Source organism: Streptomyces sp. WZ.A104 (genome assembly GCF_002382885.1).
GTDB lineage: Bacteria > Actinomycetota > Actinomycetes > Streptomycetales > Streptomycetaceae > Streptomyces.
Map to the genome: position 1 here is coordinate 59319 of NZ_NWVL01000028.1, position 26871 is coordinate 86189.

Annotated in this window: 25 protein-coding genes and 2 pseudogenes; 14 read left to right on the plus strand and 13 right to left on the minus strand. The window is 72.3% G+C overall.

The annotated features are described in order from the left end of the window. Positions 1-139: 139 nt before the first annotated feature. Complete coding sequence (locus tag CIB93_RS17070) at positions 140-1561, minus strand: PAS domain-containing protein (RefSeq protein ID WP_096627706.1); 1422 nt, start codon at positions 1559-1561, stop codon at positions 140-142. Between the two features lie 347 nt (positions 1562-1908). Here CIB93_RS17070 and CIB93_RS17075 point away from each other — a divergent pair. Beyond that, positions 1909-2358, plus strand: a pseudogene (locus CIB93_RS17075) (phytase); the annotation flags it as partial. 320 nt (positions 2359-2678) lie between these two features. On the opposite strand, the gene pdxH reads toward CIB93_RS17075, so the two are convergent. Beyond that, positions 2679-3320 carry a pyridoxamine 5'-phosphate oxidase gene (gene pdxH, locus CIB93_RS17080; protein WP_096627753.1) on the minus strand — a complete coding sequence of 214 codons (642 nt, stop codon included), beginning with the start codon at positions 3318-3320 and terminating at the stop codon, positions 2679-2681. A 361-nt stretch (positions 3321-3681) separates the two neighbouring features. Between pdxH and CIB93_RS17085 the strand changes: the two genes are divergently transcribed. Beyond that, complete coding sequence (locus CIB93_RS17085) at positions 3682-4782, plus strand: citrate synthase 2 (protein WP_096627707.1); 1101 nt, start codon at positions 3682-3684, stop codon at positions 4780-4782. A 106-nt stretch (positions 4783-4888) separates the two neighbouring features. On the opposite strand, the gene CIB93_RS17090 is transcribed toward CIB93_RS17085, so the two are convergent. Both CIB93_RS17090 and CIB93_RS17095 read right to left on the minus strand, forming a co-directional pair. Beyond that, positions 4889-6010 (minus strand): sensor histidine kinase KdpD, encoded by a 1122-nt coding sequence (locus tag CIB93_RS17090; protein ID WP_096627754.1) that lies wholly within the window; start codon positions 6008-6010, stop codon positions 4889-4891. A 4-nt stretch (positions 6011-6014) separates the two neighbouring features. Further along, on the minus strand, positions 6015-6860 hold the full coding sequence (locus tag CIB93_RS17095; RefSeq protein WP_096627709.1) for a response regulator transcription factor: 846 nt from the start codon (positions 6858-6860) through the stop codon (positions 6015-6017). Between the two features lie 205 nt (positions 6861-7065). Between CIB93_RS17095 and CIB93_RS17100 the strand changes: the two genes are divergently transcribed. From CIB93_RS17100 to CIB93_RS17135, 9 genes and pseudogenes are all read left to right on the plus strand, one after another. Then, the gene (locus tag CIB93_RS17100) at positions 7066-7650 is read left to right on the plus strand and encodes a DM13 domain-containing protein (protein WP_096627710.1); all 585 of its coding nucleotides are present in this window, start codon (positions 7066-7068) and stop codon (positions 7648-7650) included. A 91-nt stretch (positions 7651-7741) separates the two neighbouring features. Continuing rightward, a complete protein-coding gene (locus tag CIB93_RS17105; RefSeq protein WP_257002232.1) occupies positions 7742-8338 on the plus strand; it encodes a uridine kinase in 597 nt (198 codons plus the stop codon). Positions 8339-8381: 43 nt separating this feature from the next. Beyond that, positions 8382-8524 (plus strand): annotated as a pseudogene (locus tag CIB93_RS17110) (IS5/IS1182 family transposase); the annotation flags it as partial. 171 nt (positions 8525-8695) lie between these two features. Continuing rightward, the gene (locus CIB93_RS37480) at positions 8696-9238 is read left to right on the plus strand and encodes a hypothetical protein (protein WP_143660060.1); all 543 of its coding nucleotides are present in this window, start codon (positions 8696-8698) and stop codon (positions 9236-9238) included. Between the two features lie 387 nt (positions 9239-9625). After that, entirely contained in the window at positions 9626-10789 is a 1164-nt protein-coding gene (locus CIB93_RS17115; RefSeq protein WP_257002229.1) for a MarR family transcriptional regulator, read from the plus strand. Between the two features lie 93 nt (positions 10790-10882). Beyond that, entirely contained in the window at positions 10883-11119 is a 237-nt protein-coding gene (locus CIB93_RS17120; RefSeq protein ID WP_096627715.1) for a hypothetical protein, read from the plus strand. Further along, entirely contained in the window at positions 11116-11523 is a 408-nt protein-coding gene (locus CIB93_RS17125) for a type II toxin-antitoxin system VapC family toxin (RefSeq protein ID WP_096627716.1), read from the plus strand. Before CIB93_RS17120 ends, CIB93_RS17125 begins: the two co-directional genes overlap by 4 nt. A 4-nt stretch (positions 11524-11527) precedes the next feature. After that, a complete protein-coding gene (locus CIB93_RS17130) occupies positions 11528-11950 on the plus strand; it encodes a DUF4440 domain-containing protein (protein ID WP_096627718.1) in 423 nt (140 codons plus the stop codon). Between the two features lie 147 nt (positions 11951-12097). Then, a complete protein-coding gene (locus tag CIB93_RS17135) occupies positions 12098-13342 on the plus strand; it encodes a serine hydrolase (protein WP_096627719.1) in 1245 nt (414 codons plus the stop codon). A 49-nt stretch (positions 13343-13391) separates the two neighbouring features. Here CIB93_RS17135 and CIB93_RS17140 read toward each other — a convergent pair whose 3' ends face one another. The 8 genes from CIB93_RS17140 to CIB93_RS17175 form a co-directional block, all read right to left on the minus strand. Continuing rightward, positions 13392-14006 carry a TetR/AcrR family transcriptional regulator gene (locus CIB93_RS17140; protein WP_096627721.1) on the minus strand — a complete coding sequence of 205 codons (615 nt, stop codon included), beginning with the start codon at positions 14004-14006 and terminating at the stop codon, positions 13392-13394. After that, on the minus strand, positions 13994-14737 hold the full coding sequence (locus tag CIB93_RS17145) for an enoyl-CoA hydratase family protein (RefSeq protein WP_096627722.1): 744 nt from the start codon (positions 14735-14737) through the stop codon (positions 13994-13996). Before CIB93_RS17145 ends, CIB93_RS17140 begins: the two co-directional genes overlap by 13 nt. Next, positions 14734-16317: a 4-coumarate--CoA ligase family protein gene (locus CIB93_RS17150; protein WP_096627724.1), complete on the minus strand. Its 1584-nt coding sequence runs from the start codon at positions 16315-16317 to the stop codon at positions 14734-14736. Before CIB93_RS17150 ends, CIB93_RS17145 begins: the two co-directional genes overlap by 4 nt. 201 nt (positions 16318-16518) lie before the next feature. After that, the gene (locus CIB93_RS17155) at positions 16519-17679 is read right to left on the minus strand and encodes an acyl-CoA dehydrogenase family protein (RefSeq protein WP_096627725.1); all 1161 of its coding nucleotides are present in this window, start codon (positions 17677-17679) and stop codon (positions 16519-16521) included. Then, positions 17676-19670: a biotin carboxylase N-terminal domain-containing protein gene (locus tag CIB93_RS17160; protein WP_179500143.1), complete on the minus strand. Its 1995-nt coding sequence runs from the start codon at positions 19668-19670 to the stop codon at positions 17676-17678. Before CIB93_RS17160 ends, CIB93_RS17155 begins: the two co-directional genes overlap by 4 nt. Positions 19671-19677: 7 nt before the next feature. Next, positions 19678-21285: an acyl-CoA carboxylase subunit beta gene (locus tag CIB93_RS17165; protein ID WP_096627728.1), complete on the minus strand. Its 1608-nt coding sequence runs from the start codon at positions 21283-21285 to the stop codon at positions 19678-19680. Then, on the minus strand, positions 21282-23012 hold the full coding sequence (locus CIB93_RS17170) for an acyclic terpene utilization AtuA family protein (RefSeq protein WP_096627729.1): 1731 nt from the start codon (positions 23010-23012) through the stop codon (positions 21282-21284). The genes CIB93_RS17165 and CIB93_RS17170 overlap by 4 nt, the downstream gene beginning before the upstream one ends. Further along, on the minus strand, positions 23009-23815 hold the full coding sequence (locus CIB93_RS17175) for a TIGR03084 family metal-binding protein (RefSeq protein ID WP_096627731.1): 807 nt from the start codon (positions 23813-23815) through the stop codon (positions 23009-23011). The genes CIB93_RS17170 and CIB93_RS17175 overlap by 4 nt, the downstream gene beginning before the upstream one ends. Positions 23816-24035: 220 nt before the next feature. On the opposite strand from CIB93_RS17175, the gene CIB93_RS17180 reads away from it, so the two are divergent. Then, a complete protein-coding gene (locus tag CIB93_RS17180) occupies positions 24036-24278 on the plus strand; it encodes a CopG family transcriptional regulator (protein WP_096627732.1) in 243 nt (80 codons plus the stop codon). Continuing rightward, on the plus strand, positions 24275-24709 hold the full coding sequence (locus CIB93_RS17185; RefSeq protein ID WP_096627734.1) for a type II toxin-antitoxin system VapC family toxin: 435 nt from the start codon (positions 24275-24277) through the stop codon (positions 24707-24709). The genes CIB93_RS17180 and CIB93_RS17185 overlap by 4 nt, the downstream gene beginning before the upstream one ends. Positions 24710-24728: 19 nt before the next feature. Here CIB93_RS17185 and CIB93_RS17190 read toward each other — a convergent pair whose 3' ends face one another. Beyond that, positions 24729-25736: a DMT family transporter gene (locus CIB93_RS17190; protein ID WP_096627736.1), complete on the minus strand. Its 1008-nt coding sequence runs from the start codon at positions 25734-25736 to the stop codon at positions 24729-24731. Positions 25737-25910: 174 nt separating this feature from the next. Between CIB93_RS17190 and CIB93_RS17195 the strand changes: the two genes are divergently transcribed. Further along, positions 25911-26795 carry a LysR family transcriptional regulator gene (locus CIB93_RS17195; protein ID WP_096627737.1) on the plus strand — a complete coding sequence of 295 codons (885 nt, stop codon included), beginning with the start codon at positions 25911-25913 and terminating at the stop codon, positions 26793-26795. Positions 26796-26871: the final 76 nt, after the last annotated feature.

The following is a 26871-nucleotide window of genomic DNA, read 5'->3' on the forward strand; positions in this document are numbered from 1 at the left end:
TCTCCCCCAGTCCGCCAGGGGTTCCCTCCTCCCCTGGTGGCCAACGGCGCGGGGTCACACCCCAGCTGACCAACGGGGCGGGGTCACACCCTCGCTGACCAACTGGGCAGTTTCACATCCCCTCGGTGGCCAGTGGGGTTCACACCCCCTTGGTCGCCAACGCCAGGTCGACCGCCCCCGCGACCCGGGCCGCCACCGTCTCCGCGTACGCCGTGTCCTGGCGTTCGAACGCGGCCCGGTTCGCCGCGCGCAGGAACGTCAGGACGCCGAGCGTCCGGCCCCGGCTCCGGAGCACCGCGCAGAGGGCGTGCGCCGCGTCCCGGGGCCAGCGGCGCTCGGCGGCCCAGGCCGGGCCGGAGCCCCCGGCGGCAGCGCTCGTACGGACGGTGCCGGTGCGTTCGACGGACTGGAGGGCGGGGTGGCCGGGGGCGTAGCGGGCCGGGATGGAGCCCCCCGCGACCAGCAGACACGGGCCGGGCGCGTCCGAAGGCGTGGCGGCCGTGCGCACCAGGCGCTCGCCCGCCATGAGGTCGACCAGGACGTGGTCGGCGAACCCGGCCAGCGCGAAGTCGAGCAGGGAGGTCGCCGCCTCCATCGGGTCCTCGCACTCGGATGCCGTGCGGGCGGCCCGGTGGAGCTGGCTCGTCCGGAACCGCAGCCGGTCGGCCTCCTGTTCCGCGAGCTTGGCGGCGGTGACGTCCCGGAAGAGCCACCCCACCCCCAGCGGAACCGGCTCCTCCGTCAGCGGCGAGGCCAGCCGCAGGAACCCGCTGCGCCAGCACCGGCGGCGCTCGCCCTCCGCCGTCCGCAGCGTCACCCACAACTCGGCCGGGGCGCTCGGCGCGCCCTCGGCGAGCACATGGTGCAGGGCCGCCTCCAGCTCCTCGACGCCCTGGACCACCAGCTCGCCGAGCGGACGTCCGAGCAGGGTGGTGCGGCCGCCGCCGAGCGCGCGGGAGGCATACGCGTTGACCACCGTCGGGCGCAGGTCGACATCGACGAGCACCACACCCCAGGACGCGTCCTCCAGCAGCGCTTCGCTCAGCGCGATGGCCCGCTCCAGGTCGATCTGGGCGTGCACCTCGCTGAACGCGCAGTACACCCCTGCCGGTTGCCCGTCGGCGCCGCGCACCCCGGCGGACTGGGTCCGCACCAGCACCCGCCCGCCGTCCTTGCGCAGCAGCGCGAACTCGTGCACCTGCCGCCCGGGCGCCCCCATGGCCGACATCAGCCGCGTCTGCACCTCTTCCGCGTCGGCCCGGCGCGCCGCCCAGCCCGCGAAGCCCTTACGCCCCACGGCCTCCTGCGCCGACCAGCCGAGGATGCGTTCGGCCTCGCGGTTCCAGTGGGTGACGGTGCCGCCCGCGTCGAACGCGCAGAGCGCGGCGTCCATACCGTCGAGCAGGGCGGCCAGCAGCTCGGACCCGTCGGGCCCGGAGCCCGGGAACCCCTCACCGGAGACCGGAACATCCGGACGCACCGGGCCGCCCGGGGGCCCGCTGCCGGAATCCTCGTCCGGACCGAGCTCGTCCGTGGTCCCACTGCTCCTGGAAGCACCCACTCCGTACCTCCCGCAGAACGTGTCGGCTGTTCTCCCACGCGTCACCGCGCGTATTGCTGCACGTCAGCCCATTCAACTCGAACGTGACCCAGCACACACCAACTTCACCGAAATCATTTCCCGGGATCGACGTTTTCCGATGGATTCACGCCACGCGGAGACATGTACAGGACACAACGGGGACGCCGGGGCCGGAGTTCACCGGCGACACCACGATGCGTGGCGGGGACGACACACGAAGTCCACCGGTTCGCGACGCTCGCCGCCACGGCCCCCGTACCCGCCGCCACCCCGCAGCACGGTCCCGACGACGCCCCGGGCCGCTTCGACAACGTCGACCTGGTGCACGGGGTACGGCTGTCCTGGGGCCGGACGACGAGGAGAGCGAGGAGTGCGCACCCGGGAGGGACCCTGGCTTCGGCGGCACGCGTATCTCGGCCGACGTGGAGGGACTGACCCTGTTCACCGAACGGAACGGCGACCGGTACCTGCTGGCCTCCAGCCAGGGCGACGACTCGTTCGCCGTGTACGGCCTCCGGACCGGCCGCGGCAAGGGTGCGGGGTAGGCGGGCGGCTTCCGCGTGACCGCCGCCTCGGCGACGCTGGACGGGTCCGAGGAGTGCGACGGCGCGGCGGCGGTGAACCAGCCGCTCGGCCGCCGGTACTGGGGCGGTCTGCTCGTCGTCCAGGACGGCCGGGCCCCCCCGGCGCAGGACGGACGGGAGGCCACCGGCTTCAAGTTCGTCGATCTGCGGAAGGTCCGGGGCGCGCTGGGCCTGCCCCCCGCCGCCGAATAAATCGGTTGAACCCCGATCCGGGCCGCTCCTACTCTGACGGCACACAGGAAAGGAGGTGTTCCGGAAGTGATTTCTCTTCGGACTCGTGAGGTGGCTGCGGGCTGACGCCCGTCGTCGCGCTCTTTCTGCAGTGCAGGCCGGACGCCGGCCAATCCCAAGCAGTCACCGACCCGCAGGCTCGCCGGTAAGTCCGGCCGGCTCCTCTGTGCACGGAGGAACCAGAGCCTGCGGGTTTCTGCGTTCAAGCGGGTCGAGCCGGTTGCAGGATTGGTGCGTCCAGGCCGTCGAGCCGGTTGCGCGGGTGGTGGTGGATCAGTGGACTACGGGCAGAGCCGCTCGACCCGCCAGGCGGCACCGGAGGCCGCCCCGCCCTCCCGTACGTACCGCAGCCGGTCGTGCAGCCGGTTCTCGTGCCCCTGCCAGAACTCAATCGTCTCCGGGACGACCCGGAAGCCGCCCCAGTGCGGCGGGGCCGGGACCTTCTCGCCCTCGGGGTAGCGGGCGGCCAGCTCCTCGTACCGGGTGAGCAGCTCCTCGCGGGAGCCGGCCACGGTGGACTGGGCACTGGCCCACGCGCCGAGCTGGGAACCGTGCGGGCGGGTGCGGAAGTATCCGACGGTCTCCTCGCGGGAGACCCGGTCGGCGGTGCCGGTGACGATGACCTGGCGGGCCATCGGGTGCCAGGGGAAGAGCAGCGAGACGTACGGGTTGGCGGCCAGCTCTCGGCCCTTGCGGGAGTCGTAGTTCGTGAAGAAGACGAAGCCCCGGGAGTCGTACTGCTTCAGCAGCACGGTGCGCGAGGACGGCCGTCCGTCCGGGGTGGCGGTGGAGACGATCATCGCGTTGGGCTCGTACAGCACCCCGCCGACGGCGACCTGGCGGAACCAGCGGGCGAACTGGTCCATCGGGTCGGGGCTGAGGTCGCGCTCGGTGAAGTCCTCGGAGCGGTACTGCTCGCGCATGACGGCCGGATCGATGACGAGGTCGTTGCGGGACCCCTCATCGGAGCCGGCCGGGCGAGTCGCCGCGTCATCCGGTGCGGGCACAGCGTGATCCGGATGCGGCACGGAGTGATCTGATGTGGGCACGGCCCCATCCTGCCGCAGCGGCCGAGTCTGCCCCGCTCCGAGGGGCCGTAACCACACGGCGGCGAAATGGAGGCCTGTGCCGGATGTCACGCTTCCCCGCATCGGAGGAACCCGCCAATATCTTGGGGCAGGCCTCTGTGGCCTTCGCACAGCACAGCACAGCCCGACGCAGCGCTGCGCAGCCTGCCGCTCATCGCCTGTCGCCCACCGCCCGCCGAACTGAGGGAGCCGCCTGATGTCCGACTTCGTACCCGGTCTTGAGGGAGTCGTCGCGTTCGAAACGGAGATCGCCGAACCGGACAAGGAAGGCGGTTCGCTCCGCTATCGCGGGGTCGACATCGAGGACCTCGTCGGCCATGTCTCCTTCGGGAACGTGTGGGGCCTGCTGGTGGACGGGGCGTTCAACCCCGGCCTGCCGCCCGCCGAGCCGTTCCCGATCCCGGTGCACTCGGGTGACATCCGGGTCGATGTCCAGTCCGCGCTGGCGATGCTGGCGCCCGTCTGGGGTCTGAGGCCGCTGCTGGACATCGACGAGACGACGGCCCGCGACGATCTGGCGCGAGCGGCGGTGATGGCCCTGTCCTACGTCGCCCAGTCGGCACGCGGCCAGGGGCTGCCTATGGTGCCGCAGAGCGAGATCGACAAGGCGGAGTCCGTGGTGGAGCGGTTCATGATCCGCTGGCGCGGAGAGCCGGACCCCAAGCACGTCAAGGCGGTCGACGCGTACTGGACCTCGGCGGCCGAGCACGGAATGAACGCCTCCACGTTCACGGCCCGGGTCATCGCGTCGACGGGCGCGGACGTCGCGGCCGCGCTGTCCGGCGCGGTGGGCGCGATGTCGGGCCCGCTGCACGGCGGCGCCCCGTCCCGCGTCCTCGGCATGATCGAGGAGATCGAGCGCACGGGCGACGCGACCGCGTACGTGAAGCAGGCCCTGGACCGGGGCGAGCGCCTGATGGGCTTCGGCCACCGCGTCTACCGCGCCGAGGACCCGCGCGCCCGCGTGCTGCGCCGCACGGCCCGCGAACTGGCGGCGCCGCGCTTCGAGGTGGCGGAGGCGCTGGAGAAGGCGGCGCTGGAGGAGCTGCACGCACGGCGCCCGGACCGCGTCCTGGCGACGAACGTCGAGTTCTGGGCGGCGATCGTGCTGGACTTCGCGGAGGTCCCGGCGCACATGTTCACGTCGATGTTCACGTGTGCCCGTACGGCGGGCTGGTCGGCGCACATCCTGGAGCAGAAGCGCACGGGCCGCCTGGTCCGCCCGTCGGCGACGTACGTCGGCCCGGGGACGCGGGACCCGCGCGAGATCGAGGGATACGCCGACATCGCGCGCTGACGGGGTGGGGCGGGGACGTCGAACGAGCCGGTACGGGTGTCGTGGCGGGGCGCCCGGCGGGGCGGTTGCCCCGGCCGGACCCGCGCGGCGACACCGGCCGTGGCCGTCACCCCACCTGGGCGCCCGCCGTGGGAAGGGTGACCTCGAAGCAGCAGCCGCCCGCCACGTTGCGTACGGCGGCCCGCCCCTGGTGAGCCTCGACGATGCCCGCCACGATGGCCAGGCCGAGCCCCGCTCCGGCCGGCGGCGTACGGGCGTGGTTACTGCGCCAGCCGGTGTCGAAGACGCGCGGCAGGTCCTCCTCGGGAATGCCGCCGCAGCCGTCGGTGACCGACAGGACGACACCGTCCTCGGTGCGCTGAGCGGCCACCGCGACGGTGCCGTCGGCTGGGGTGCGACGGATCGCGTTCACGAGGAGGTTGCCCAGAACACGGCTCATCTCCTTGCTGTCGACCTCCACCGGCACCCGGTCGACGGCCTCGCCCACCAGTCGTACGCCGTGCTCCTCGGCGAGCGGGTCGACCCCGGCCATGGCATCGGCGACCAGGTCGTAGACCGAGATCCGGGCGAGACTCAGGGCGAGCGCGCCCGCGTGAATGCGGGACAGCTCGAAGAGGTCGCCGACCAGTGTGTCGAGGCGTTCGACCTCGGTGCGGATCTGGCGCAGATAGCGATCGGGGTCGGCCGCCACACCGTCCTCAAGGGCCTCGGACATGGCGCGCAGACCGGCGAGCGGGGTACGCAGGTCGTGCGAGATCCAGGCCACCAGCTCGCGCCGTGAGGCCTCCAGGGCGCGTTCACGGTCCCTCGACTCCGCCAGCTTGGCACTGCTGGACGCCAGCTCCGCGCTCAGCGCCGTCAGCTCCGCGGTCGCCGCGTGCACGGGCGCGGAGAAGCTTCCGCCGTCACCGAACGAGCGGGCCGCCTCGGTCAGGGCCACACTGCGGGCGACCACCCAGCGGCCGAGCAGCAGCGCGGTGGCCAGCGAGACCACGGCGGCCATCGCCACGACGATCACGATGACGTTCAGGTCGTGCGGCGACAGGAACATCTCCCAGGCCACGGCCAGCGTTCCCAGCAGCATCGCGAGGACCGCGACGGCCGCGACGACGGCGAGAACGACCACGAGGGATCGGCGCCTCAGCAGCCGCAGGGCCAAGGCACCGAGAAGGCCGGCCACGGCGGCCCCCAGGAAGGCCAGGAGGGCGATGATGAGGATGTCCAGCATGAGGTCAGCCTTCGGTCGTCGTGAAGCGTCCGGGTCGGCCGGGCCGCACGGGGCGGTCTGGGCGTCCGGGTTCATCGGTCGGCACGGGGCTGCCCGAGCGTTCAGGTCGGCCGGGCCGCGCGGAGGGGCCCTCGGCCGCCTCGTCCGCCACGTCGAGGCGGTAGCCCATACCCCACACCGTCTGGATCAGCCGCGGCCTGGCCGGGTCGTCCTCGACCTTCCCGCGCAGCCTGCGGATGTGGACCGTGACGGTCGACAGGTCGCCGAACTCCCAACCCCACACCTCACGCATCAGCTCCTCGCGGCCGAGCACCCGCCCCGGGTTGCGCAGCAGGTAGACCAGCAGATCGAACTCCCGGATGGTCAGAGTCAGCTCGGCCTCCCCCTTCGACACGTGGCGTGCCACCGGGTCCACCCGGAGGCCGTCCGCCAGCAGCGGTGCCCCGGGATCGGAGGCCGGACCGGTGCGGCTGCGGCGCAGTACCGACTCGACGCGCAGAACGAGCTCGCGGGGACTGAACGGCTTCGTGACGTAGTCGTCGGCACCCACTTCCAGGCCGAGGATGCGGTCTTCCTCGTCGCCGCGTGCCGTGAGCATGATGACCGGCACCGGGCCCTCGGCACGCAGTCGGCGGCAGACCTCCAGACCGTCCATACCGGGCAGCATCAGATCCAGGACCACCAGGTCGGGCCGGTGCAGCGCGGCGCACTCCAGGGCCGCCGGCCCGTCATCGGCGCGGATGACCTCGTACCCGGCGCGGCTCAGGTACCCCGCGACGACCTCGGCCACGGTCAGGTCGTCGTCCACGACGAGCACACGCAGCCCGGCGTCCAGCGGTGATGTCTGCATACCTTCAGCCTCGCACCGGCCCGGGCCGACCGGGTGGGCAGGCCCCGGCCCGGCCGCGGACGTCCCGGTTTCGTAAGAACTTGAAGCCCCTTACGTCCATTCATCTTTCGTAGGGTGAATCCCGCGCCTCCCGCCCTCTCAGGAGCAGTGACTCGTCCGCGGCCGCACCCGCCCGGCAGGTCGAAGAAGAACAGGAACCGTGACCATGCCCGACCCGACGCCCCGAGACACCCCGAAGCGACGGCCCTGGAGTCGGCCGGTGATCGTCGGCGCGCTGATCGCCTTCGCCCTGGTTGCGACCGCGGGGCTGTACTGGTTCCAGCCCTGGAAGCTGTGGCAGGACGAGACCGTACGCGAGGAGCTGGTCGTGCCCACCGCCCCGCCGCAGACGGCTCCCCCTGCCCCAGGCGCCTCCGCGCCCACGTCCCCGCCGGGACCGACGACACTGGCGACCGGCGAACTGATCAGCCACGAGCACCGCACGACCGGCACGGTCAAGGTGGTGCTCCTGCCCGACGGCTCACGGACGCTGCGCCTGGAGGGCCTGGACACCAGCAACGGCCCCGATCTTCAGGTGTGGATCACCGACGCCCCGGTCAAGGAGGGCACGGCCGGCTGGCGCGTGTTCGACGATGGCGCGTACGAGAACCTCGGCAAGCTCAAGGGCAACAAGGGCGACCAGAACTACGCCCTGCCGACCGACATCGACCTCGACCGGTTCACGAGCGTAAGCATCTGGTGCGCCCGCTTCAGCGTCTCCTTCGGGGCCGCCGAACTCAACCCCGCCTGAACCCGGGCTGCACCGGCCTGAACGGAGCCTCCTGGTCTCGTCGCTCGCGGACCGGGTCCTGACGGGCGGAACGGGCCGCCTGCTCGTAGGAATCGACGGCTTCACGGCAGCGGGAAAGACGAGCTTCGGCCACGAACTGGGCGCGGAGATAGCCAAGTCGGGCCGCCCCGTGCTGCGGGCCACGCTCGACGACTTCAAGAACCCGTGGAAGGACCGCCACCTGTACGACCGGGAATCCGGCGAGGGCTACTACCGCAACGCGTACGACTACGCCACGGCCAAGCGCCTCCTCCTGGACCCCTGCCGCTCCCCCGAGGCGGCTTTCTGCGCTCTCTGCTCGATCGACCCGCTCACACAGAAGGACCACGTGGCCGACAGGACCCCGCTCACCCCGGACTCGGTGCTGATCGTGGACGGCGTCTTCGCGTTCCGGCCCGAGATCGACGCGTACTGGGACTTCCGCATCTGGATGGACGTGGACGCCGAACTCTCCGTACGCCGGGGCGCGGAGCGCGACCAGGACTGGGCGGGCTCGGACGCGGAGGCGATCCACCGCGACCGGTATCTGGCGGCCGAGCGCATCTATCTCGACGAGGTGGACCCGCTGCCGGGGATGGACGCGGTCATCGACAACACGGATTTCGCGCGCCCGAGGCTGGTGCCGCCGCCCTCCGTATCCTCGCGGTAGTCCTTGCCCTGAGATTCGCCCGGAGCGAGGCGAACTCGGTGATCGCCAGGCACGGGCCACGCCCCGATCGCCCGTCGAACGTGAGAAGCACGACTCAAGTCCTGGCGCATCTATCGCGGATCGCGGTGCAGCCCGAATCGAATGACGTCAATCGCCAAGGCCTCCCTCACCCTGGAGAGGCGGCGCTGCAAACGCTCACTGATCCGCCCAACAGCCCGTGGGCGCGGAATGAACAGGAACCGAAGAGCCAGGAACGGCGTGGGAGTGGTCACGTGGCGATTGCACCCAATCCCCGCTATCGGCCCGTTGGTTGCCACAGACTCGGCCGTAGACCAACCGTCGTCCTGGAGGACCACCGTGAAGATCCGCCCACCGCTCGTCGCCCTGCTCGCCGTGTCCGCCGCCGCCCTCACCGCCTGTTCCGGGTCCGGGCAGGAGCTCGGGTACGGGGAGGAGGCCACCGGTGACGGCGTCGATGTGACGGTGGTGAGGGTCGAGGCGGGAAGCACCGGGGATCTTGCCTCGTTGAAGGACGCCGTGAAGTACGACGGGCGGACGCCGTACTACCTGCACTACCGCGTCACCAAGACCAAGGACGGCTCCGTCAAAGGCCCCTCCTTCGACGTCGCCAACGACAAGAATCGGCTCACCCGTCTGAGCATCCTGCCCAGCTTCCCCACCCCCACCGTCGGCGATGACGGTGAGCTGAGCTACTCCCCGGCGCCGAAGTTCGAGAAGTGCACCGATGACCAGTCCTCCTCGGACTTCAACAAGGCCCCCCAGGGGGAGACGTACGAGGCATGCAGCATCTACCTCAGCGCCGAGGGCGACACTTCGGCACCGTCCGAGGTGACATGGGTCGAGGGCACCAAGAACGAGACGGTCGCCGTCTGGAAGTGATCGTTCCCGGGTCCCGAATCGCGGTCACGAGTTCCGGTCCCCGAGTCCCGACGCTCGGGTTCCTGGCTTCGAGAGGTCCTCTTCACTCTTCCGGGTGTACGTGAACGGGGTCCCGGCCCGAAGCTCGGGGCCCGGGGTTCGAGCGTCGGGATGCGATACCCGGGATTCGAGCTTCTTCTTTAACAGGCAGGTAGGAGAAGGGGGTTGGGGAAACCCTCCCTACCCACCCGACCCGTCACGGCCAGCAAGTATGACTATTCGCGGTGGCTTGCGGCGCGCCGTCGCGACTGCTTACGGTTCGAGAACCAAACGACCCCGACGCGGTGTAGCAAGCACCAGGCCGGGGTCTCACCGCAAGACCGAAACACCCAAGCAAAGGTCGATCCCGTGGCTACGCAGCACCTTAGCTCTGCCCCGCTCACCCCCGCATCCCCACCCGCACACCCGATGGCGAAGCCCGGCTACGGCAAACAATCGGCACCACGGCAACTTCCGCCCACCTCCGGCGACTTCGCCTTCCTCCCCCTCCGCGAGCGCTATGTCGCCGGGTTCATCGACCGCCTCCCCGAAGGTGCGCTGATGAGCGTGAAGTCCCTGGCCAAGCAGCTCCCGCTCTACGGGCAACAGGCCATCGGCACCGCACTGAAGACGCTCTCCGTCGCCGGGCACCTCCGGCGCGCCCGGTGCGAGGTCGGCGTGGGGGACGAGACGCGCTGGGTCTTCCGGACCTACTGGTCGCGCACCGCCCGCGACAACGAGTGGTGGAACGCCTACCTGACCGCCGAGAACGCCCACCGGCCCGCCAGCCCGGCACCGGCGGCACCGACCCCCGGCACTCCCGACACCGCTGCCCCGCCGCCCCCGCCCTGGGTCCCGGCCGAGGAACCGCCATCCGCAGCGGCTGAGGGCCCCGAGGCCTCGCGGGCTACCGAGGCCCCGCGGCCGGACGGGGCCCCTCAACCTGCGGCGGTCCTGGCCCCCACCCCCGTACCGCACCAACGCCTCGCGACCGGGAGCGAGACCGAAGGCGCGACCGGGAGCAGAAGCGCGACCGGCGGCGCGGGCGAAGCCCCAGCCCGGGCCGGGGCGCCGCCCTCCCCCGCCTACCTCGCCCTCGCTCACCTCGGGCGCAAGGACGAGCGGTTGACGCTCTCCGCCGGCGACTGCGCCGGCCTGGAAGCGCTGGCGGCGAAGTGGCTGGCCCGGGGCATGACCGTCGGCTGCCTGACCATGGCCCTCACCGCAGGGCTGCCGCCCCACGTCGACCACCCCCTCGGCTTCGTCCGCTCCCGACTCATCGACAAGATGCCGCCCCTGCTGCCCGCCGAAGGCGCCTCACCCCACGGCCCGGCCCCCGACTCCCCACGCCACCTCCTGGTGGAGTGCACCGACTGCGGCATCCCCGGCCGCCCCGAGGCCCTCCCCGACGGCCTCTGCCGCCGCTGCCGTCCCGATCACCGCACCGAGCCCCCAGCGATCCCCGACACCTCGGACGGCCCCGACGTCGGCGCGCACGTCGCCGGTCTCCGTGAGCTGCTCAGGGTCCGATGAGGCCGGAAGTCCGGCGGACCCGCCCGTGCCCCTCCGCCCAGCCCCGCCCACACATCGCTAGCAGAATGCTTTCAATGCATCTAGAATGCTTTCATGGCTACCATCCACCTTCGCGAAGTCCCGGACGAGACAGTGACGACCTTGAAGGTCCGAGCCGCCCGGTCCGGGCAGTCCCTTCAGGCCTATCTCCTTCAGCTCCTGATGGGCGAGGCGGCCTTGCTGACCCCTGAGGAAGCCGCCGAGCAGGCACGCGGCATCGCCGCACGCGGGCAGGTCACCGCCGACGACGTGTCCGACGCCCTGGCCGAGCTGCGCGAGGCTCGTTCGTGAATGTGCAGGTTCTCGACACCTCAGCACTCGTGGAGTTCCTCGTGGGGTCGGACGCCCTCGCCGAACGCGTCCGGACCCGTACAGCAGGCAGTCGGCTCGCCGCGCCGCACGCGGTAGATCTGGAGTGCGCATCGGTCCTGCGCGGCCTGGTCCGCGGCAACAAGCTGCCCGAGAGCGAGGCCGTCCGAGCGCTGGACCTGCTGGGGCGCATGCAGCTGCACCGATACGACCACGCTCCCCTGCTGCCCCGTATCTGGGAGCTCCGGCACAACATGTGGCCCTACGACGCCTCTTACGTCGCCCTGGCAGAGATGCTGAACGCCGAGCTCGTGACAGCGGACCGAAAGCTCGCGGCGGCCCCCGGCCTCCGCTGCACGGTGACCGATCTCCGCGACGGAGAATGACGGGATGAGCCAAGAGACGACCGACGTCGACGCCGCCATCGCCGCCGAGCTGCGACTGATGGACCCCGCCGTCCGCTCCTCCCCATCGCTCGCCCAGCAGCTCCTCGACCCTGAGTTCGTCGAAGTCGGTTCTTCGGGGCGGCGGTGGACGTACGCGGAGATGATCGATGCCCTCCCCGATCTGGACGGCGGCGACGCGCGCGGACCGCGCCACGAGCCGTCCGGCATGACCGGGGTCGTCCTGGCACCCGGGATCGTGCACCTCACCTACGAGAGCCTCATCGACGGCAGGCGGGCCCGCCGCAGTTCGCTGTGGCGCAGGCAGCCCGACGGCACGGGGACGGCCTGGCGCATGTACTACCACCAGGCGACACCCGTCCCGGCCGGTGAGGACTCCCGCGACCGCCCCCGGGCCCAGTCCTCCTGACGCCACCGCAGCAGACGGCCGCTACCGCGCGGCTCCGATCGAGTGGACTTGGCAGGGCGCGGCCGGGATGCGGTGCGGAGGCCGGGTCCGGATGGTGTCGTAGCGTCCGCTCCGCCCCCCTCCCCCGTCCGGAAGAGGCACCCCCACATGCGACGCTCCCCCACCCGACGTCTGTTCGCCGCGATGCTGCTCGCGGCCGCCGTCCTGGCCCCGATGGCCGTGGCTCCCGCCCCGGCGGTCCACGCCGCGGGCCTCGATCGGCACGACCGGCAGCACAGGAACGATCAGCACGACCGGCACACCCCGCACGGCGAGGACGACTGTCCTCCCGGCGGTCTCGGCCCCGAGCTGACCGCAAGGCTGGACAGGGCCATCGAGGACGTCCGCGAGCAGGCCGGCATTCCCGGCGCCGTCGTCGGGCTGTGGATGCCGGGGAAGGGGAGTTACGTCCACGCCGACGGCGTCGCCAACACGGTCACCCGCGAGCCGATGTCGGCCGACACCCGTATCCGGATCGGCAGTGAGACCAAGACCTTCACGGTCACCGCGCTGCTCCAACTCGTCGACGACAAGCTCGTCAAGCTGGACGACCCGATCTCCGCCTACGTCCCCGGCGTGCGCAACGGCGACCGGATCACGCTCCGCCAGCTCGCCGGGATGCGCAGCGGACTGTTCCCGTACACCGCCGACCCGGACTTCGTGCACGACCTGCTGAGCGATCCGTACCGCTCGTTCACCCCGCGCGGTGTGCTCGCGTACGGCATGAAGCACAAGAACACCTTCAAGCCGGGCGCGCAGTTCCAGTACTCCAACTCCAACCTCGTCCTGCTCGGCCTGGTGATCGAGAAGGTCACCGGGCAGAGGCTCGACCGCGTCATCCACGAGCGGGTGCTCCGCCCGGCCCGCCTGCACAACACGCTCTTCCCGACCGGGGCCGAGTTCCCCGAGCCGCACGCGCACGGCTACACCGACCAGACGCTGAGCGGTGAGACCGAGGACGCCACGGACTGGAACCCCAGCTGGGCGTGGGCCGCCGGTGCGATGATCTCCGATCTGCACGACCTGCGCCGCTGGGCCAAGGTCGTCGCCACCGGGGAACTGCTGAGCCCCGAAACCCAGGCGCAGCGGCTCAGGACCCTGCCGACCGGGTTCCCGGGCCTCAGCTACGGCCTGGGCATCTTCGAGACCGGCGGGTGGATCGGGCACAACGGTTCCCTGCCGGGGTACGAGACCGTGACCGTCTACCTGCCCGCACAGAAGGCCACCATGGTCATCATGATCAATACGGACTCCCTCAGCGGGACCCAGGAGCCGTCCACCCTGCTCGCCCGCGCGGTCACCCGGGTCGCCACGCCTGACAACGTCTACGACGGCAGCGCCTCCCAGGGCTGACCCCCTGTACGCCACTGTCCGCACACCGCCGTACGGGCTCGGCCGGGGCTCAGCCCAGCCCCTCCTCCACCAGCGCCCCCCACTGCGCCACCACCCGCGCCCGCCGGGCGGTGTCGTCGGTGAGGAGGTTGGCGAGGCCCAGGCCGCGGGCCATGTCCAGCAGCCCCTGGACCGTTTCGCGGGCGCCCGGGCGCGACTCGTCCGCGCCCAGGAGTTCGACGGCGATGCGGTGGGTCTCGCGGCCCACCCGCGCCTCCAGTTCCGTGACGCGCGGGCGCAGTTGGTCCTCGTTGGAGGCGGCGACCCACAGGTGCAGGGCGGCCCGGAACAACGGGCCCGTGTAGAGGTCGACGAGGGCCGCCACCACGTCCGCGCGGCCCTGCACGGGCAGCGCGCGCAGGGCGGCCGAGCGTTCCTCCGCCACGTACTCCACCGCCCCCGTGAACAGGTCCTCGCGGGTCGGGAAGTGGTGCTGGGCCGCACCCCGCGAGACCCCGGCGCGCTCGGCGACGGCGGAGACGGTGGAGCCTGCCCAGCCGTGTTCGGCCAGGCAGGCCACCGCCGCCTCCAGGAGCCGCTGTCGCGTCGCCCGGCTGCGGTCCTGCTTGGGCGCGTGAGCGGCTTTGGGAGTGGAAGAAGCGGACGAAGAGGTCACCGCACCCATGCCGGGTCCCGTCGTTCAAGGAAGGCCGTCATCCCCTCCCTGGCCTCCTCGGAGGCGAACAGCGCGGCGGAGCGGGCGATGAGGTCTTCGGCGTACTGGTCGAATCTCTTCAGAACCGTAGCCGTGACCAGCTCCTTCGATGCGGCCAGCCCCTGCGGTGACGCCCTGCGCAGCCCGTCCAGGACCGGGGCCAGCGCCCGGTCCACGTCCTCCGGGTCCCCGGCGGCCTGCGTGACCAGGCCGATCCTCGCCGCCTCCGCCGCGCCGAACCGCTCCCCGGTGAGGTAGTAGCGGTTCGCCGCCGTACGGTCCAGGCGCGGCAGGAGCGTCAGGGAGATCACCGCCGGGGCCAGGCCCAGGCGGGACTCCGTCAGGGCGAAGGACGACGCCCGGCCCGCCACCGCGATGTCGCACGCCGCCAGCAGGCCCAGGCCGCCCGCCCTGACGTGGCCCTCCACCCGGGCCACCACCGGCTTCGGCAGCTCCACGATCGCCCGCATCAGGCCCACGAACGCCTCCGGGTCGGGCGGCGCCGTCAGGTCCGCCCCGGCACAGAACGTCGTCCCGGTGTGGGTCAGGACGACCGCCCGTACGGTGTCGTCGGCGGCGCAGGCTTCCAGCGCCTCCCGCGCTTCTCCCACCAGCGCCGCCGACAGCGCGTTCCGGTTCGCCGGGGAGTCCAGGGTCAGCGTCGCCACGCCCCGGTTCCAGGACTTGGCAATCGAGGTCACTTCTCCTCCGTCTTCTCCCGGTCGCGCAGCTCGCGCCGGAGGATCTTGCCCGAGGCGGCACGCGGCACCGCCTCGATGAACTCGGCCTGCCTCACCTTCTTGTAGGGGGCGACGCGTTCGGCGACGTACGCCATGACGTCCTCCGCCGTCAGGCCGTCCGCCCCCGCGCTCCTGACCAGGAACGCCTTCGGGACCTCGTTGCCCTCGGCGTCGTACACCCCGATCACCGCCGCGTCCGCCACCTGCTCGTGGGTCAGCAGCAGGGCCTCCAGCTCGGCGGGGGCGACCTGGTAGCCCTTGTACTTGATCAGCTCCTTCACGCGGTCGACGACGTACAGCCAGCCGTCCTCGTCGATGCGGCCGACGTCCCCCGTGTGCACCCAGCCGTCCCCGTCGATCATCGCGGCGGTGGCGTCCGGGCGGCCCAGGTAGCCCTTCATCACCTGGGGGCCGCGGATGAGGATCTCGCCGTCCGTGCCCGGCGCGGCGTCCTTCGCCGGGTCCTCCAGGGACACGATCCGCATCTGCGTACCCGGCAGCAGCTTGCCGACCGTGCCCGGCGGCGGCCGCTCGGCGGAGAGCGGCACCACGTGCGTACCGGGCGACAGCTCCGTCATCCCGTACGCCTGCCGCACCGGCGGCACTCCCAGCCGGGCCGAGCACGCGTCCGCCAGCTCGGCGTCCAGCGGGGCCGCGGCGCTGACGATGTACTGGAGCGAGGACAGGTCGTACTCACCTACCAGCGGGTGCTTCGCCAGGGCCAGCACGATCGGCGGAGCCACGTACAGGGCCGTGATCCGGTGGGCCTGGATGGTCTCCAGGAACTGCGTCAGGTCGAAGCGGGGCAGGACGACGACCGTCGAGCCGCAGCGCAGCGGGGCGTTCATGAGCGCCGTCAGGCCGTAGATGTGGAAGAACGGCAGGACCGCGAGGATGCGCTCTCCCTCGGTCATGGGCATGACCGGGCGCAGCTGCTCCAGGTTCGTGCCGATCGACCGGTGCGTGAGCATCACGCCCTTGGGCGTGCCGGTCGTGCCGGAGCTGTACGGGAGTGCCGCCACGTCCTGGCCGGGGTTAATGGTGATCTGCGGCTCGGGAGCGGTGGAGGACAGCATGTCGAGGATGGAGGTGTGGCCCTCCGCCCGGTCGCAGACGTAGATCTCGCTGACGCCACCCGCCAGTTCGGCCGCCCGCCGGGCCGTCTCCAGGAGCGGGGAGACCGTCACGATCCAGCGCGCCCCGCTGTCGCCGATCTGTTTGGCGAACTCCTCGGCCGTCGCGAGCGGGTGGACCGTCGTGACGGACGCCCCGGCGCGTGTGGCGCCGTAGAAGACCGCCGGGTACGCGATGGTGTTCGGGCTGTGGAGGGCGAGCACGTCGCCCTGGTTCAGTCCCGCGTCGGCGAGCGCGGCGGCGATGCGCCGGTGGAAGGCGTCGAGCTGCGCGTACGTGAGGGAGTTGCCGTTCGTACCGTCGATCAGGGCGACGGTGTCACCGAGCTGAGCGGCCCCGCCGAGGACCGCTTCGTGGATGGGCAGGTCGAGGGCCGGTACGTCTGCGTACTCACTGCGGAACACCATGGCGGACCCCTGTCGTCGCGGGCCCCGGCGCTCCGGGGGCTCCGGAGCGCCAGGGGCGCCGTGCGGGTGTGGAGGGACAGAATCACCCCTGCGGGGGTGGTAGGGGGAGAGGTCGGACGGGCTTCTTCACTCCGGGCCGCCCTCTGGTGCGACTCGGCTCGCACGGCTTCGCCTGGTACGGCTTCGGCGGTACGTGTTCGGTCAGTACGACTTCGGCAGGCCCAGCGACTGGTGCGAGACGTAGTTGAGGATCATCTCCCGGCTGACCGGGGCGATCCGGGCCACCCGGGACGCGGTGATCAGGGACGCGAGTCCGTACTCGCGGGTCAGGCCGTTGCCGCCGAGCGTGTGGACCGCCTGGTCGACCGTCTTCACGCACGCCTCGCCCGCCGCGTACTTCGCCATGTTCGCCGCCTCGCCCGCCCCGGCGTCGTCGCCGTCGTCGTACAGCCGGGCGGCCTTCTGCATCATCAGGCGCGACAGTTCGAGGTCGATGTGCGCGGTGGCGAGCGGGTGCGCGATGGCCTGGTGAGCGCCGATGGGGTCCTTCCAGACCTGGCGCGTACGGGCGTACTCCACGGCCCTGCCGAGCGCGAAGCGGCCCATCCCGATGGCGAAGGCGGCCGTCATGATCCGCTCGGGGTTCAGCCCGGCGAAGAGCTGGAGGAGGCCCGCGTCCTCGTCGCCGACCAGGGCGTCGGCGGGGAGCCGTACGTCGTCCAGCACGAGTTCGAACTGCTTCTCGGGGGCGTGGAGTTCCATCTCGATCCGGTTCCGTCCGAAGCCGGGGGCGTCACGCGGGACGATGAAGAGGCAGGGCTTCAGCTTGCCCGAGCGGGCGTCCGCCGTGCGGCCCACGATCAGGGTGGCGTCGGCCATGTCGACACCGGAGACGAAGACCTTGCGGCCGGTGAGCACCCAGTCCGTGCCCTCGCGGCGGGCGGTCGTGGTGATCCGGTGGGAGTTGGACCCGGCGTCCGGCTCGGTGATACCGAAGGCCATGGTGAGACTCCCGTCCGCCAGGCCCGGCAGCCACTTCCGCTTCTGTTCGTCCGTGCCGAAGCGGGCGATGACCGTGCCGCAGATCGCGGGCGACACGATCATCATCAGGAGTGGCGAGCCTGCCGCCCCCAACTCCTCCAGGACGATGGAGAGTTCCGCCATGCCGCCGCCTCCGCCGCCGTACTCCTCGGGAAGGTTCACCCCGAGGTAGCCGAGTTTGGCGGCCTCGGCCCACAGCTCGTGGGTGTGGGAGCCCTCGCGGACGACGGTGGTCATGTAGTCGCGCCCGTACCGCTTTCCGAGGGCGGCGACGGCGGCGCGCAGCGCCTGGTGCTCTTCGGTTTCGAGGACGGTGCTCATGCGTTCTCCTCCGTTGCGGGGGCGGGGCCCAGGTCCTCCTGGACCACGGCGAGCAGCGCGCCCACCTCGACCTGGTGGCCGGGGGCGGCGTGCAGGGCGGTGAGGGTGCCGGAGGCGGGGGCGAGGATGCGGTGCTCCATCTTCATCGCCTCCAGCCAGATCAGCGGCTGCCCGGCTGCCACGGCCGCCCCGGCGGCGAGGCCCTCCGCGAGGCGGACGACGGTGCCGGGCATGGGGGCGAGGAGGGAGCCGGGGTCGGCGTGCGTGGCGGGGTCGGTGAAGCGGGGCAGGGCGGTGAAGGTGTACGAGGCGTGGGCGGTGTCCACGTGGACTCGGCGGCGGTCGCGGTCCCGGTCGGTGGTGATGGTGAAGTGCCTGGTCACGCCGTCCAGTTCGAGGGTGACCCGGTCGGGGCTCGCGGCGAGGACCCGGACGCCGGGTGCCTCGTGCGGTTCCGGGGTGCCGGTGCGCGGGGTGCGGTAGGCGATCTCGTACTCGACGCCGGCCGGCTCGCTGCGGTAGCGCTTGACCTGGGGCTGCGAGGGGACGTTGCGCCAGGCGCCGAAGCGGGCGGGGGCGGGGCCCGGGGATCTCGTGGCGCGTGCGGCTTCCGCGAGGGCGGCGGCGAGGGCGGCGACGGCGGGGTCGCCGGCTCCCGGGGCGGTCAGGTCCGCCAGGTGCCGGTCGTAGAAGCCCGTGTCGAGCCGGCCCGCCGCGAAGTCCGGGTGGCGCAGCGAACGTACGAGCAGTTCGCGGTTGGTGACCGGGCCGTGGATGCGGGCGCGCTCCAGGGAACGGGCCAGCAGCCGGACCGCTTCGGGGCGGGTCGGGGCGTGGGCGATGACCTTGGCGAGCATCGGGTCGTAGTGCACGCCGATGGTGTCGCCGCCCACGTACCCGGTGTCCAGGCGCAGGCCGGGCGCCTCCGGCACCTCCAGCCCGAGCAGTGCCCCGGTCTGCGGCTGCCAGCCGCGCGCGGGGTCCTCGGCATAGAGCCGGGCCTCGACCGCGTGGCCGACCGCCCGCGGGGGTCCCGGCGCGGGCAGCGGCTCCCCCTCCGCCACGCGCAGTTGGAGAGCGACCAGGTCCACGCCGAACACGGCTTCCGTCACCGGGTGTTCGACCTGGAGGCGGGTGTTCATCTCCAGGAAGTACGGCCGCCCCTCGGCGGAGACCAGGAACTCCACGGTCCCCGCGCCCCGGTAGCCCACCGCCCGCGCCGCCGCAACCGCAGCCTCGTGGAGCCGGGTGCGCAGGACCTCGTCCAGGCCGGGCGCCGGGGCCTCCTCGATGACCTTCTGATGGCGGCGCTGGAGCGAGCAGTCCCGGGTCCCGAGCGCCCACACGGTGCCGTACCGGTCCGCCATGACCTGGACCTCGACGTGCCGGCCGCGCTCCACGTACGGCTCCGCGAAGACCTCCCCGTCCCCGAAGGCGGACGCGGCCTCGGCGGCAGCCTCTCTCAACTCATGTGGAAGCGCCTGGAGTTCGCGCACGATCCGCATTCCGCGGCCACCCCCGCCGGAGGCCGCCTTCAGCAGCAGCGGCAGGTCGCCCTCACCCGCCGCCGCCGGGTCGACGGGGGCCAGCAGCGGTACCCCCGCCCCGGCCATCAGCTCCTTGGCGCGGGTCTTGGAAGCCATCAGCTCGATGGCCTTCACCGGCGGGCCGACCCACACCAGGCCCGCGTCCTGTACGGCGGCGGCGAAGGCGGCGTTCTCGGAGAGGAAGCCGTAGCCGGGGTGCACGGCGTCCGCCCCCGCGGCCAGCGCGGCGGCCACGACGAGGTCGCCGCGCAGATAGGTGTCGGCGGGGGCCGAGCCCGGCAGGCGTACGGCGAGGTCGGCCTCCCGTACGTGGAGGGCGTCGGCGTCCGCGTCGGAGTACACGGCGACGGTGGCGATGCCCACCTCCCGGCAGGTGCGGAAGATCCGGCAGGCGATCTCGCCCCGGTTGGCGACGAGCAGCGTGTCGATCACGTCTCTCCTCATGCGCGGGTCACATCCGGAAGACGCCGAAGCCGCCGCGGGCGCCCTCGACCGGTGCGGTGTGGATCGCGGACAGGCACATCCCGAGGACGGTCCGGGTGTCGCGCGGGTCGATGACCCCGTCGTCGTACAGCCGCCCGGACAGGAACATCGGCAGCGACTCCGCCTCGATCTGCTGCTCCACCATCGCGCGCAGCCCCGCGTCCGCCTCGTCGTCGTACGGCTGTCCCTTCGCGGCGGCCGACGCGCGGGCGACGATGGAGAGCACCCCCGCGAGCTGCTGCGGGCCCATGACGGCGGACTTGCTGCTCGGCCAGGCGAAGAGGAAGCGCGGGTCGTAGGCGCGGCCGCACATGCCGTAGTGCCCGGCCCCGTACGAGGCGCCCATCAGGACCGACAGATGCGGGACTCCGGAGTTGGCGACCGCGTTGATCATCATCGCTCCGTGCTTGATGATGCCGCCCTGCTCGTACTCCTTGCCGACCATGTAGCCGGTGGTGTTGTGGAGGAAGAGCAGCGGAATGTCACGCTGGTTGGCGAGCTGGATGAACTGGGCCGCCTTCTGCGACTCCTCGCTGAACAGCACGCCCTGCGCGTTGGCGAGAATCCCGACGGGATACCCGTGCAGCCGGGCCCACCCCGTGACCAGGCTCGTCCCGTACAGCGGCTTGAACGCGTCGAAGTCCGAGCCGTCGACCAGCCGGGCGATGACCTCGCGCGGGTCGAAGGGCGCCTTCAGGTCGCCCGGCACCATGCCGAGCAGCTCGTCCTCGTCGTACTTCGGCGGCTCGGCGGGCCCCGGATCGGGGTGCGCCTTGCGCCAGTTGAGCCGGGCGACGATACGCCGGGCCTGCCGGAGCGCGTCGTGCTCGTCGACGGCGAAGTGGTCGGCGAGACCCGACGTACGGGCGTGCATCTCGGCCCCGCCGAGGGACTCGTCGTCGCTCTCCTCGCCGGTCGCCATCTTCACCAGGGGCGGTCCGCCGAGGAAGACCTTGGACCGCTCCTTGATCATCACGGTGTGGTCGGACATCCCGGGGACGTACGCGCCTCCGGCGGTGGAGTTGCCGAACACGACGGCCACGGTGGGGATTCCGGCGGCCGAGAGCCTGGTGATGTCCCGGAACAGGGCGCCGCCCGGGATGAAGATCTCCTTCTGGGACGGCAGGTCGGCGCCGCCCGACTCGACGAGGCTGATACACGGCAGCCGGTTGGCGAAGGCGATCTCGTTGGCGCGCAGGGCCTTCTTCAGCGTCCAGGGGTTCGATGCCCCGCCGCGTACGGTCGGGTCGTTGGCGGTGATCAGGCACTCGACGCCCTCCACCACCCCGATCCCGGTGACGAGCGAGGCGCCCACCGTGTACTCGGGGGAGGTGCTGCCCCAGGCGGCCAGCGGCGACAGCTCCAGGAACGGGGTGTCGGGGTCGACCAGCAGCTCGATCCGCTCCCGCGCGGGGAGCTTGCCGCGCCCCCGGTGCCGGGCCACGTACTTCTCGCCGCCGCCCGCGAGCGCCTTGGCGTGCTCGGCCTCCAGTGCGGCGAGCTTCTCTGCCATGGCGGCCCGATTCGCCGCGTATTCGGGGCTGTTGGTGTCGAGCCCGGTGGGCAGGACGGTCATGCGGTCACCTCCGGGGCGTGGGCGTCTTCGAGCAGTGCCACGGGGATGGGCAGCCACCTCGACCGCAGCCACTCCCCGACCGCCTTGGCCTGCGGGTCGAACCGCGCCTGCGCGGCGACGCCCTCGCCCAGGAGGCCGTGGACGACGAAGTTCAGGGCGCGCAGGTTGGGCAGGACATGGCGTACGACGGTGAGTTCGGCGGTCTCCGGCAGCAGCTCCCGGAACCGCTCGACGGTCAGCTCGTGCGCCAGCCACCGCCAGGCGTCGTCGTCGCGCACCCACACGCCCACGTTGGCGTCACCGCCCTTGTCGCCGCTGCGGGCGCCCGCGACGAGGCCGAGGGGGGCGCGTCGGGTGGGTCCGGTGGGGTACGGGTCGGGGAGCGGCGATGCGTGGACCTCGGACAGCTCCCTTGTACGGGCCGGCGGTTCGACGGCCTCCCGCGCCCCGTCGGGCAGCACTGCCGTGTGCTCGACCTCCCCCGCCGGTACGTGGATCGCCTCGAACACTCCGTAGGGGGCGCCCTTTCCGGGCGGGGCGGTGACGTGGAAGCCCGGGTAGCTGCCGAGGGCGAGCTCGACGGCGGCCCCCGAGACGGCCCGGCCGACCGCGTCGGCGTCCTGGTCGCGGACGACGAGCCGGAGGAGGGCGCTGGCCCGCTCCTCGGTGTCGGCGTCGGGGTGGTCCGTACGGGCCAGCTCCCAGCGGACCTCGGCGGGCGGACGGGCCTCGCCCCGCGCCAGGGCGTCGGCGAACTGGGCTTGTGCGAGACGGGCCTTGGCCTCGATGTCGAGTCCGGTGACGACGAGGACGACCTCGTTGCGCCAGCCGCCGAGCCGGGTGAGACCGGCCTTGAGGGTGGGCGGCGGGGCCTCGCCGCGTACGCCGTGGATGCGGACCCGGTCCGGGCCGTCCTGGGTCAGCGCCACGGTGTCGAGGCGAGCGGTGACGTCGGGGCCCGCGTACCGGGCTCCCCCGGTCTCGTAAAGGAGTTGGGCGGTTACGGTACCGAGGTCGACGACGCCGCCCGTACCGTCGTGCTTGGTGATGACGGAGGACCCGTCGGCGTGGATCTCGGCGAGCGGGAAGCCGGGGCGGTGCAGGCTGCGCGCGTCGTGCTCGCCGAAGAAGGCGTAGTTCCCGCCGGTCGCCTGCGTGCCGCACTCCAGGACGTGCCCGGCGACCACGGCCCCCGCGAGGGCGTCCAGATCGTCCGGGCCCCAGCCGAAGTGGGCGGCGGCGGGCCCGGTGACCAGGGCCGCGTCGGTGACCCGGCCGGTGACGACGACATCGGCCCCGGCGCGCAGACAGACGGCGATCCCGGCGCCGCCGAGGTAGGCGTTGGCGGTGAGGAACCCGTCCGGGACGGGCAGGCCGTCGCCCTCGACGTGGGCGACGCGGGCGGGGACGCCGACCCTGGCGGCCAACTTCCGTACAGCGTCGGCGAGTCCGGCCGGGTTGAGGCCGCCCGCGTTGGCGACGATCTTCACCCCGCGTTCGTGGGCGAGGCCGAGCCCCTCCTCCAGCTGACGCAGGAAGGTGGTGGCGTACCCCTTCTCGGGGTCCTTGAGGCGGCTGCGACCGAGGATGAGCATCGTCAGCTCGGCGAGGTAGTCGCCGGTGAGGACGTCCAGGGGGCCGCCGGTGAGCATCTCGCGCAGGGCGTCGAAGCGGTCGCCGTAGAAGCCGGAGGCGTTGCCGATGCGGAGGGGGGCGGGGGCACTCACCGGTGGCCGTCCTGTTCCGCGCGGGGCGGGCGGCCCGGCCCCGGAGGTCCGGCGAACGCCTGGGCGATGGAGAGCCACTGGTCGGCCTCACGCCCCTCGGCGGTGACGGCGAGGTCGGCGCGGTGGGCGCGCCGGGTGACCAGGAGGCAGAAGTCGAGGAGCGGCCCGGTGACGCGCTGGGCGGCACCTTCGGGCCCGTACGCGATCACCTCACCGCCAGGGGAGCGGAGTTCGACGCGGAACTCCTCCTCGGGCGGGGTGGTGCCGCGCACCGCGTAGGCGTAGTTCCGGGCCCGTACGCCGATCCGTGCGACGTGCCGCAGCCGGGCGGTGGGGGTGCGGGTGACGCCGAGGGCGTCGGCGATGTCCTGGCCGTGGGCCCAGGTCTCCATGAGCCGGGCGGTCGCCAGGGACGCGACGCTCATCGGCGGGCCGTACCAGGGGATGCGGGTCCCCGCCGGGGCGTCCCGCAACGCCTTGTCGAGCCGCTGCCGCCCGTCCCGCCACCGTGCGAGGAGGGCGTGCGGGGCGTGGTCGGCGACCAGGGCCTCGGCGGCCTCGTCGACGAAGGTCTCGGGGGCGGCGAGCGCCCTGGCCACCTCGTCGCCGAACCGGTCCGGCTCGGTGGCCGCCAGCAGCGCGACGGCGTCGGTCCAGGCGAGGTGGGCGATCTGGTGGGCGACGGTCCACCCCGCGGCGGGCGTCGGCCCGTGCCAGGCCACATCGTCCAACACCCCGACCAGCGCGTCGAGTTCGTCGCCCTCCTCGCGCAGATCATCGATCACGGCTACGACAGCGGACACGTGCGCTCCCCTCGGGACCGGGTGTGGTGCCCAGGAGCATGGCAGCGCCCCAGGAAACAATCAAGCACGCTTGCATGATTTTCGGCCCTGGGCACCTCGCTGCCGTGCGCCCGAGCTCTCCGACTCCATCAGCGACCCTCAGGCGCCCTGCACCTGGTGACCGGCGCGCAGCACATTTACCACCCTGCCCTACGTAGGGCAGGGTGGTAATCTAGGCGGCATGATAAAGACGACCGTGTATCTGCCGGAGGCGCTGGAAGTGCGGCTGGACGCCGAATCGGCCGCCACCGGCGTCAGCAAGGCCGAGCTCATCCGGCGCGGCATCACGCTGCTGCTGGAACACGCGGAGCGCCCGAAGCGCAGCCGGGAACTGCCGGTCTTCGACAGCGGGCGCCCCCGCACGCCCGACGAGATGGACGAGTCGGTGTACGAGCACATCAAGGAACGGGCCGCACGCCGTTGATCATCGTCGCCGACACTTCGGCCCTCTACGCCGCTTTCGACGCCGCGCAGCCCGAGCATTCCGATGCGGCCCGGGTCATGGAGCACGAGCGGCTGGCCATCTCACCGTTGGTCGTCACCGAGCTGGACCACCTGGTCCATCGCGACCTGGGGTTCCCGGCCGCGATGCAGGTGATGGAGGCTCTGAACTCCCGCATGGAAGACGGGCAGTACCGCCTCGCCGAGCTCAGGCTCGCGGATCTGCGTACCGCCCATGAGGTCCGCCAGAAGTACGAAGGCCTGCGACTGGACCTGGCCGACGCGGTCGGGGTGGCCCTCGCCGACCGCTACCGGACCAACCGCGTCTTCACCCTGGACCAGCGCGACTTCCGGGCCATGGCACCCCTGACGCCCGGGCTGGACGCCTTCCGCATCCTGCCCGCCGACAGCTGAGGCGGACACCACCCCCGGCTCACGCCTTCTTCCGCGCCCCCGCCTGACTGCGTACCGCGCCCATGCTCGCCCCGATGACCAGGGCGATGGCGAGGGCGTCCGTGGTGGACAGGGCCTGGTTCAGGATGAGGAAGCCCGCGGTCGCCGCGATCGCCGGTTCCAGGCTCATCATCACGGCGAACGTGGAGGCGGGCAGGCGGCGCAGGGCCATGAGTTCCAGGGTGTACGGGAGGACCGAGCTCAGGATCGCCACCGCCGCGCCGAGCGCCATGACGGAGGGGACCGCCAGCTTCGCCCCCGACTCCATGATGCCCAGGGGCAGCGAGAGGAGTGCGGCAACGACCATCGCCAGGGCCAGTCCGTCCGCCTGGGGGAAGCGGCGGCCGGTGCGGGCGCTGAAGACGATGTACGCCGCCCACATCGCCCCGGCCCCCAGCGCGTACGCCGCGCCCACCGGGTCCAGGCGGTCGAAGCCGCCGCCACCGAGAAGAACCACGCCGACGAGGGCGAGCCCGGCCCACACGACGTTGATCAGGCGGCGCGAGGCGAAGACGGAGAGCGCCAGCGGGCCGAGCACCTCCAGGGTCACGGCGATGCCCAGCGGGATACGGTCCAGCGCCTGGTAGAACAGCGTGTTCATGCCGCCCATCGCGACGCCGAAGGCGACCACCGTCCCCCAGTCGGCGCGCGAGTGGCCCCGCAGCTTCGGGCGGCAGACCACCAGCAGGATCAGCGCGGCGGCCGCCAGCCGCAGCGTGACGACGCCCAGCGCCCCCGCCTTCGGCATCAGCAGCGCCGCGATCGCCGAGCCGAACTGGACGGACAGACCGCCCGCGATCACCAGCACCACCGGGACCAGCGCCGCCCTGCGGTCGGTACCGGCCCGCCCGGCACCCGCCTTCCCCCGGACGTCACTCCCCCGGCCGCCCGGACCCGGACCGGTGCCTTCCAGTGCCGTCACCGCTTCCGGTACGGCGACGGCCGCGGCGGCCGGTTCTGCGGCGGCGGCGCTGCGCTGGTCGTTCACGGGGACCTTCCGGAGGAGGAGGGGCGAACACGGGGAAGAAAAGCGAGGTCAGTGCACTGCAATGCACCGGACAGTACGGCATCTCGCACTCGCCCGCCAAGGCCTTTCCCTCACCGTAAGGACCCCCGCGCGTTCCGTGAAATGCCGATCAAGCTCCCGTTATGCTCCCCACGCATGAACCCGGGACGCTCCACCGGCCGCCCTGTCGAACTCCGGCATCTGCGCGCCTTCCTCGCCATCGCCGACGAGCTCAACGTCACCCGTGCCGCCGCCCGCCTCCGCCTGACCCAGCCCGCCGTATCCCGCACCCTCGCCGCACTGGAGAAGCACCTGGGCGTCCGGCTGGTCGACCGCTCCACGCACCACCTCGCCCTCACCCCCGAGGGCGTCGCCTTCCGCGACAAGGCCGCCGCCGCGGTCGCCGCATTCGACGAGGCGCTCGACTCCGGGCGGCTGCGCCAGTGGCCCCTGCGGCTCGGGCACGCCTGGTCCGCGTTCGGGCCGTACACCACCCCGCTGCTGCGGGCCTGGCAGGAGCGGCACCCCCGGACCCCGCTGGAACTGCTCCGGATCGACGACCGCACCGCCGGGCTCACCCGGGGCGAGGTCGACGCCGCCCTGCTGCGGGGGCCCGTGGACGCGCCGGGGCTCGTCGCCGAGGTGCTGTTCACCGAGGTGCGGGTGGCGGCGGTCACCGCGGACGGGCCACTGGCCGGGCGCACCTCGCTCGCCCTCGCCGATCTCGCGGACGGCCCCGTCGTCCTCAACACCGTCTCCGGCACCACCACGATCGGCCTGTGGCCTCCCCACGCCCGGCCCGCCGCCACCCTCACCGTCGGCAACACCGACGACTGGCTCACCGCCATCGCCGCCGGACGCGGCAACGGGGTGTCCACCGCCTCGACCGCCGACATGCACCCGCACGCCGGGGTCGTCTACGTACCGCTCGACGACGCCCCCGGCGTCCCGGTCCTCCTCGCCCGCCGCGACGCACCCGGCCACCCGGCCCTGCCCGATCTGGCGGCCCTGGCCCGCGAGATCATCGCGCGCGGCCCGTGAGGTGGATATGCTCCAGGAATTTTCCCGCCGTCGCGGCCTGTTGGGGCAGAACAGCAACCACCGGACGCACCAGGGG

Coding starts and splice junctions, on each gene's coding strand:
- pdxH (WP_096627753.1), bottom strand. CDS start 3,320: ATGCGCGAGCAGTACCGCTCCGAGGACTTCACCGAGCGCGACCTCAGC.
- CIB93_RS17085 (WP_096627707.1), top strand. CDS start 3,682: ATGTCCGACTTCGTACCCGGTCTTGAGGGAGTCGTCGCGTTCGAAACG.
- CIB93_RS17090 (WP_096627754.1), bottom strand. CDS start 6,010: ATGCTGGACATCCTCATCATCGCCCTCCTGGCCTTCCTGGGGGCCGCC.
- CIB93_RS17095 (WP_096627709.1), bottom strand. CDS start 6,860: ATGCAGACATCACCGCTGGACGCCGGGCTGCGTGTGCTCGTCGTGGAC.
- CIB93_RS17100 (WP_096627710.1), top strand. CDS start 7,066: ATGCCCGACCCGACGCCCCGAGACACCCCGAAGCGACGGCCCTGGAGT.
- CIB93_RS17120 (WP_096627715.1), top strand. CDS start 10,883: ATGGCTACCATCCACCTTCGCGAAGTCCCGGACGAGACAGTGACGACC.
- CIB93_RS17130 (WP_096627718.1), top strand. CDS start 11,528: ATGAGCCAAGAGACGACCGACGTCGACGCCGCCATCGCCGCCGAGCTG.
- CIB93_RS17135 (WP_096627719.1), top strand. CDS start 12,098: ATGCGACGCTCCCCCACCCGACGTCTGTTCGCCGCGATGCTGCTCGCG.
- CIB93_RS17140 (WP_096627721.1), bottom strand. CDS start 14,006: ATGGGTGCGGTGACCTCTTCGTCCGCTTCTTCCACTCCCAAAGCCGCT.
- CIB93_RS17150 (WP_096627724.1), bottom strand. CDS start 16,317: ATGGTGTTCCGCAGTGAGTACGCAGACGTACCGGCCCTCGACCTGCCC.
- CIB93_RS17155 (WP_096627725.1), bottom strand. CDS start 17,679: ATGAGCACCGTCCTCGAAACCGAAGAGCACCAGGCGCTGCGCGCCGCC.
- CIB93_RS17160 (WP_179500143.1), bottom strand. CDS start 19,670: ATGAGGAGAGACGTGATCGACACGCTGCTCGTCGCCAACCGGGGCGAG.
- CIB93_RS17165 (WP_096627728.1), bottom strand. CDS start 21,285: ATGACCGTCCTGCCCACCGGGCTCGACACCAACAGCCCCGAATACGCG.
- CIB93_RS17180 (WP_096627732.1), top strand. CDS start 24,036: ATGATAAAGACGACCGTGTATCTGCCGGAGGCGCTGGAAGTGCGGCTG.
- CIB93_RS17195 (WP_096627737.1), top strand. CDS start 25,911: ATGAACCCGGGACGCTCCACCGGCCGCCCTGTCGAACTCCGGCATCTG.